General features: G+C 62.2%; 5 protein-coding genes. All 5 read left to right on the top strand.

Going from position 1 to position 7,000, the window contains the following annotated elements:
- Positions 1-2: 2 nt before the first annotated feature.
- On the top strand, positions 3-1,415 hold the full coding sequence (locus WBK19_RS02995) for an efflux RND transporter periplasmic adaptor subunit (protein ID WP_511286810.1): 1,413 nt from the start codon (positions 3-5) through the stop codon (positions 1,413-1,415).
- A 24-nt stretch (positions 1,416-1,439) separates the two neighbouring features.
- A complete protein-coding gene (locus tag WBK19_RS02990) occupies positions 1,440-4,574 on the top strand; it encodes an efflux RND transporter permease subunit (protein ID WP_511286808.1) in 3,135 nt (1,044 codons plus the stop codon).
- Positions 4,575-4,866: 292 nt separating this feature from the next.
- On the top strand, positions 4,867-5,103 hold the full coding sequence (locus WBK19_RS02985) for a DUF2933 domain-containing protein (protein ID WP_310491864.1): 237 nt from the start codon (positions 4,867-4,869) through the stop codon (positions 5,101-5,103).
- The gene (locus tag WBK19_RS02980; protein ID WP_511286806.1) at positions 5,087-5,473 is read left to right on the top strand and encodes a c-type cytochrome; all 387 of its coding nucleotides are present in this window, start codon (positions 5,087-5,089) and stop codon (positions 5,471-5,473) included. Before WBK19_RS02985 ends, WBK19_RS02980 begins: the two co-directional genes overlap by 17 nt.
- A 209-nt stretch (positions 5,474-5,682) precedes the next feature.
- A partial coding sequence (locus tag WBK19_RS02975) for an HAD-IC family P-type ATPase (RefSeq protein ID WP_511286804.1) occupies positions 5,683-7,000 on the top strand: 1,318 nt, incomplete at its 3' end.

The following is a 7,000-nucleotide window of genomic DNA, read 5'->3' as shown; positions in this document are numbered from 1 at the left end:
CGATGGGCATGGACTACATCGCTGTTTATGAAGGCGAAGCGGACGACGAGCCGGCGTCCGCCAATCAGATCAAGATCAGTACCGAGAAGGTACAAAAACTGGGCGTGCGCACTGAAGCCGCGCAACTCCGCGTCCTCGACAAGGTGGTGCGCGCTTCTGGCCGGATCGAGCCGGACGAACGCCGCATGTACGCGATTTCGCCCAAGTTCGAGGGTTATGTCGAGCGCCTGCATGTCAATGTGACCGGCCAGCCGGTCGGCAAAGGCCAGCCGCTGTTCGAGGTCTACAGTCCGGAGTTGGTCTCCGCCCAGCGCGAATATGCGATTGCCGCCCAAGGTGTCGAATCGCTGAAAGAGGCCGGCGGTCAGGCGCGGGACGGCATGAAGCAATTGGCCGATTCCAGCCTGCTGCGGCTGAAGAACTGGGATATCTCGGAAGAACAGGTCAAGGCGCTGGCGAAATCCGGCGAGACGAAGCGGACGATGACTTTCCGCTCGCCGGTGGCCGGCATCGTCACCGAGAAGAAGGCCATTCAGGGCATGCGCTTCATGCCCGGTGAGGCGCTCTACCAGGTGGCGGACCTCTCCTCGGTGTGGGTCGTCGCCGATGTTTTCGAACAGGATATCGGCCTGGTCAAATCCGGCGCCAAGGCCAAGGTGACGATCAACGCCTATCCGGGCAAGACTTTCGACGGCACGATCAGCTATGTCTATCCGACCTTGAACGCCCAGACCCGCACGGTACCGGTTCGCGTCGAACTGGCCAATCCGGGGCTGCTGCTCAAGCCGGCCATGTTCGCGCAGGTCGAACTGCCGGTGGGCGCCAAAGGCCAGGTGGTCACCGTGCCGACCTCCGCCGTCATCGACAGCGGCGCCCGCCAGATCGTGCTGATCCAGCAAGGCGAAGGCCGATTCGAGCCGCGCGAGGTCAAACTCGGCTCGCGCAGCGACAACCATGTCGAAGTGCTGGAGGGTGTCAAGGATGGCGAGCAGGTGGTGGTCGCCGCCAACTTCCTGATCGATGCCGAGAGTAACCTCAAGGCAGCGGTCGGCGGTTTCGGCCACGCCGCCCACGGCGCCGCCCCAAAAGAAGGGCAAGCGGCAGCCCCCGGACAGCCAGCCACCAAAGGAGCTAGCCACCAGGCCGAAGGCACGGTGGATGGCATCGACGCGGCAGCCGGCACGATCAGTCTCAATCACGGCCCGGTCGCCAGCCTCAAATGGCCGGCCATGACCATGGAGTTCAAGGCTGCCAATGCATCCCTGCTGCAAGGGCTGAAACCCGGTGCCAGAGTCGCTTTCGAGTTCGTCGAACGGCAGCCCGGCGAATGGGTGATCACGGCCGTCAAACCGCTGCCAGCAAGCCAGGGAGCCGGCACGCCGGCCGCCGGTGCCAACCCGCACGCCGGTCACTGACCGAGAGTCACGGAGAGTCGCCCCATGTTGGCCAACATTATTGAATGGTCGGGCCGGAACCGCTTCCTGGTCCTGCTCGCCACCCTGTTCATCACCATCGGCGGCATTTATGCCGTGTTGCGCACCCCGATCGATGCCTTGCCCGACCTCTCGGATGTCCAGGTCATCGTCTATACCGAGTATCCCGGCCAGGCACCGCAGGTAGTCGAGGATCAGGTGACCTATCCGCTGACCACAGCCATGCTGTCGGTGCCGAAATCCAAGGTGGTGCGCGGCTTCTCGTTCTTCGGCGCCTCCTTCGTGTACGTCATTTTCGAGGACGGTACTGACATTTACTGGGCCCGCTCGCGTGTGCTGGAATACCTGAATTTTGCCTCCAGCCGCATGCCCAAGGGCGTCACCCCCTCGCTCGGACCGGACGCCACCGGCGTCGGCTGGGTCTACCAGTACGCGCTGCTCGCCAAAGACAAGACGCTGGCCGAACTGCGCACCATCCAGGACTGGTACGTCCGCTATCAGCTGACCAAGGCGCACGGCGTCGCCGAAGTCGCCTCGATCGGCGGCTTCGTCCAGACCTATCAAGTCACCGTCGATCCGGTGAAACTGCGCGCCTACAACATCCCCTTGATGAAGGTCGCCCAAGTGATCCGCGACTCGAACCGCGATGTCGGTGGCCGTGTCGTCGAGATGGCCGAAACCGAGTACATGGTGCGCGGCAAGGGCTACCTGCGCGGCAAGAGCGACCTCGAAACACTGGTTGTCAAGAGCGACAAGGGCACGCCGGTGCTGATCCGCGACATCGCCCGGGTCGAACTGGCACCGGATGAACGGCGCGGCCTGACCGAACTCAATGGCGAAGGTGAAGTGGTGTCGGGCATTGCCATGGCACGCTATGGCGCCAACGCGTTGGAGGTCATTCATAACCTGAAAGCCAAAATCGACGAAATCGGTGGCGGCTTGCCGGCCGGCGTCACGGTGCAAACGGTGTACGACCGTTCCGAACTGATCCACCGCGCCATCGACACACTAAAGCGGACGCTGCTTGAGGAGGCGCTGATCGTCGCGCTGGTCTGCATCGTTTTCCTGATGCACGTACGCAGCGCCCTGGTCGCCATCCTGATGCTGCCGGTCGGCGTGCTGATCGCTTTCATCGCCATGCGCTCGCTGGGCATGAATTCCAATCTGATGAGCCTGGGCGGTATCGCCATCGCCATCGGCGCGATGATCGACGCCGCCATCGTGATGATCGAGAACGCCCACAAGCACCTGGAACGCCTGCCCGAGGAGCACACCAAGGCCGAGCGTGCCGACGCCATGCTCGCCGCCTGCAAGGAAGTCGGCCCGGCATTGTTCTTCTCGCTGCTCATCATCACTGTTTCCTTCCTCCCGGTGTTCGCGCTGGAAGGCCAGGAGGGGCGCCTGTTCTCGCCGCTGGCCTTCACCAAGACCTTCTCGATGGCCGGTGCGGCGCTACTTTCGGTGACGCTGGTGCCGGTCCTGATGATGTTGTTCATCCGCGGCAAGGTCATGCCGGAAGCGAAGAATCCGGTGAATCGCTTCCTGATCTGGGTCTATCGGCCGATCATCGCCGGCGTCATGCGCTGGAAGAAAATGACCATCGTTGCTGCCGTCGTCGCGTTGGTGGCCTCAATCTACCCAGCCTCTCAACTCGGCTCGGAGTTCATGCCGACGCTCAACGAGGGCACGCTGCTCTACATGCCGGCTTCGCTGCCCGGCATGTCGATCACCAAGGCCGCCGAGTTGATGCAGACGCAGAACAAGATCATCAAGAGTTTCCCCGAGGTCGCTTCGGTCTATGGCAAGGCCGGGCGCGCCAATACGGCAACCGATCCGGCGCCGACCGAGATGTTCGAGACGGTGATCAACCTGAAGCCGGAAGCCGAATGGCGCCCGGGCCTGACCACCGACAAGTTGATTGCCGAACTCGACAAGGCCCTGCAATTCCCCGGTGTAGCCAACGCCTGGACGATGCCGATCAAGGCCCGCATCGACATGCTGTCCACCGGCATTCGCACACCGATCGGCATCAAGGTCTTCGGCAAGGATCTCGGTGAGATGGAAAAAGTGGCCAAGGAAATCGAGGCCGTGGTCAAGGCGGTGCCCGGCACGACCAGCGCCTTCGCCGAGCGCATCACCGGCGGCTTTTACCTCAACATCGAGCCGGACCGCGAGCAACTGGCGCGCTACGGCCTGGCTGTCGGCGACCTGCAGGATGTGATCGGCACGGCGCTGGGCGGCGAGATGGTAACCACCACGGTCGAGGGGCGGGAACGTTTCGGCGTCACCATCCGCTATCCGCGCGAACTACGCTCCGATCCGCAGCAGATCGCCCGCGAGGTGCTGATCCCGACCATGGACGGGGCGATGATTCCCCTGGGGCAACTGGCCAAGGTCGTCGTCGCCAAGGGGGCACCGTCCATCCGCACCGAAAATGCGCTGCTTTCCGCCTACATCTATGTCGACATCCGCGACCGCGACATCGGCAGCTACGTCGCCGACGCCAAGAAGGCGGTCGCCGAACAGGTCAAGTTCCCACCCGGCTACTACGTGACCTGGAGCGGCCAGTTCGAATACATGGAACGGGCCATCGAGAAAATGAAGATCGTCATCCCGGTGACCCTGCTCTCGATCTTCCTGCTGCTCTACCTTAACTTCAAGCGCATTACCGAGACGTTGATCGTCATGCTCTCGGTGCCTTTCGCGCTGGTTGGCGGCATCTGGTTGATGTGGTGGCTCGGCTACAACCTGTCGGTCGCCGTCGCCGTCGGCTTCATTGCGCTGGCCGGCGTCGCGGCCGAGACCGGCGTCATCATGCTGATCTATCTCGATCACGCTTGGGAGGAATTGAAGACCAAGCGGCGCGCCGAGGGTCAGGTTCCTGGCCTGACCGATCTTTACGAGGCAATCATGGAAGGCGCCGTCGAGCGCGTCCGGCCGAAAATGATGACCGTGGTGGCGATCATGGCCGGCCTGTTGCCGATCATGTGGGGCACCGGCACAGGCTCGGAAGTGATGAGCCGCATCGCCGCGCCGATGGTTGGCGGCATGATTTCCTCGACGGTACTGACCCTCGCGGTGATTCCGGCGATCTACGCGCTGGTCAAGCAATGGCGCCTGAATCGGGGTATCGAGGAATGAATATTTTCAACGCAAGGAGAACGTGATGTCGAAGAAGCTCTTGGTGGTTGCTGTGACGGTAGTCGGACTGTTGCTGGGCGGGTGTGCCGGTAGTGGATATGCGGGCGGCTCCGGAAACGACTCGCACGCTGGTCATTCCCACTAATCGGTTCCTGTAGGGAAGCGGTTCACTGCTGGTGATCCGCTTCCCTTGCCAGCGGCAATGGGCTGCCAAGCAAGGCACGACAACCCGCCCGCTCATTTGCTGTTCTACCGCTTCATCCGGTGTCTATCAAGAACAAGGAGTCCGCTCATGAAAGCAGAATCTGAACATCATCACGCCGAGCCGTGGTATCGGTCTCGTGGCGCGGTCGTCGTTGCCATGATCGCTGTCATCCTGGGGTTCTTCATTATTCGCGAGCATTGGGAGCATCTGGCCGGACGGTGGATTTATTTTCTCCTTCTGCTCTGTCCGTTGATGCACTTCTTCGGTCACGGTGGACATGGCGGTCACGGCAAGGCAGAAGGAAGCAATGAACAGAATTCGTAGGCGACAGTTCGCCGCGGGGCTGATCGCAGGGTTCAGCTTGTCGGTGCAAGCCCAAAGCTGGCAGGTGCCCAAGCCCAGCCCCGGCCTGATGCCCAATCCGGCCGCCGGCAAGGCACTATTCGCGAAACACTGCGCGGCCTGTCACGGCACGGACTTGAAAGGGTCGGACAAGGGACCGCCTCTCCTGCACCGCATCTACGAGCCCTCGCATCATGCCGATGCCGCTTTCCAACTCGCCGCGAAGAACGGCGTGCGCGCCCATCACTGGAAATTCGGCGACATGGCACCGGTGCCGCAGGTAACACCCGATGACGTGGCACACATCACGGCCTATGTGCGCAGCGAGCAGCGCAAGGTCGGTATCGACTAAATAGAAAGTAGTCATGAGGAAAAATCTGGCTGGAGCCTGTGCAACTTTAGCTGGATACCTTTTGCGGTCGGCTTTCTCTCCTGCGCGACCGTTGCTAACGGCCTTGCTGCAGAGCAAGGCCTACTTTTTTCGATATTGGCCCATGGGGCGGCTGGATTAACTTTGAGCAAATCGCGTAATTGTGATTTTTTGATTAAAGGGGAGTAGCCATGGACAGCGAACACTCAGGTGAACATCACAGCCATTCGTCGTCGGTCTTGAAAGCCACGTCGGGTATCTTCATCGACCCCGTCTGCGGCATGACCGTCAAACCGGAATCCCCCCACGCGACGGATCTGGACGGCGTCAACTACCGCTTTTGCAGCGCCAAATGCAAAACGAAATTCGACGCGGAACCGGCGCCTTACCTTGCGCCGCAGCCGGCGGAGCCCGCTATTCCGGATGCTGAATACACCTGCCCAATGCACCCGGAAATCCGGCAGATCGGCCCCGGCACCTGCCCCAAGTGCGGCATGGCCCTCGAACCGCTGCTGCCCGATTTCGATAAGGACGAGGACAACGCCGAATATCGGGACTTCCACCGCCGTTTCTGGGCCAGCCTGCCACTGACCATTATCGTGGTCGTCCTGGCGATGGCCGGCCACCGGCTGGAAGGCTTGCCGCCTCTGGTCCGGACCTGGGCCGAACTGCTGCTCAGCCTGCCCATCGTGCTGTGGGCCGGGGCGCCGTTTTTCATCCGCGGCTGGCAGTCGATGGTCCACCGCAGCCCGAACATGTGGACACTGATCAGCCTCGGAACCGGCGCTGCTTTCGGTTATAGCGTCGTAGCGGCGCTGGCCCCCGGCCTGTTTCCCCAATCATTCGTTGCCCACGGCCGCATCGGCGTCTATTTCGAGGCAGCGGCGGTCATCATTTCCCTGACCCTCCTTGGCCAGATGCTGGAACTGCGCGCCCGTTCGCAAACCTCGGCCGCCATCAGGTCGCTGCTCGGCCTCTCTCCGAAGACGGCCCGCCGCATTAACCCGGACGGAATAGAGGAGGATGTGCCGCTGACTCATGTCCATCTCGGCGACATGCTGCGCGTACGGCCTGGCGAGAAGGTTCCGGTCGATGGCGCGGTGATCGAAGGTTCGAGCGCCGTCGATGAGGCGATGCTCACTGGCGAGCCGCTGCCTGTAACGAAACGCCCCGGCGACAAAGTGATCGGTGCCACCATGAACACCGCCGGCAGCCTGGTCATCCGTGCCGAGAAGGTCGGTGCCCAGACCATGCTCGCCCAGATCGTCCAGATGGTCGCCCAGGCCCAGCGCTCGAAGGCGCCGTTGCAGCGACTGGCCGACGTCGTCGCCGGCTATTTCGTCGTCGTCGTGGTCGCCATCGCCGTAATCAGTTTCTTCGCTTGGGGCTTTTTCGGTGGCGAGCAGGGCTGGGTCTTCGGCCTGATCAACGGCGTCTCGGTACTGATCATCGCCTGCCCCTGCGCCCTCGGGCTGGCGACGCCGATGTCCATCATGGTCGCCACCGGTC

The organism is Azonexus sp. (assembly GCF_049652925.1).
GTDB lineage: Bacteria > Pseudomonadota > Gammaproteobacteria > Burkholderiales > Rhodocyclaceae > Azonexus.
The sequence above is the reverse complement of the archived record's forward strand: the minus strand, read 5'-3'. Positions and strand labels throughout refer to the sequence as shown.

What these genes read in the sequence shown, in the direction of transcription:
- WBK19_RS02995 (WP_511286810.1), top strand. Translation starts at nt 3, where the DNA reads ATGGGCATGGACTACATCGCTGTTTATGAAGGCGAAGCGGACGACGAG.
- WBK19_RS02990 (WP_511286808.1), top strand. Translation starts at nt 1,440, where the DNA reads ATGTTGGCCAACATTATTGAATGGTCGGGCCGGAACCGCTTCCTGGTC.
- WBK19_RS02985 (WP_310491864.1), top strand. Translation starts at nt 4,867, where the DNA reads ATGAAAGCAGAATCTGAACATCATCACGCCGAGCCGTGGTATCGGTCT.
- WBK19_RS02980 (WP_511286806.1), top strand. Translation starts at nt 5,087, where the DNA reads ATGAACAGAATTCGTAGGCGACAGTTCGCCGCGGGGCTGATCGCAGGG.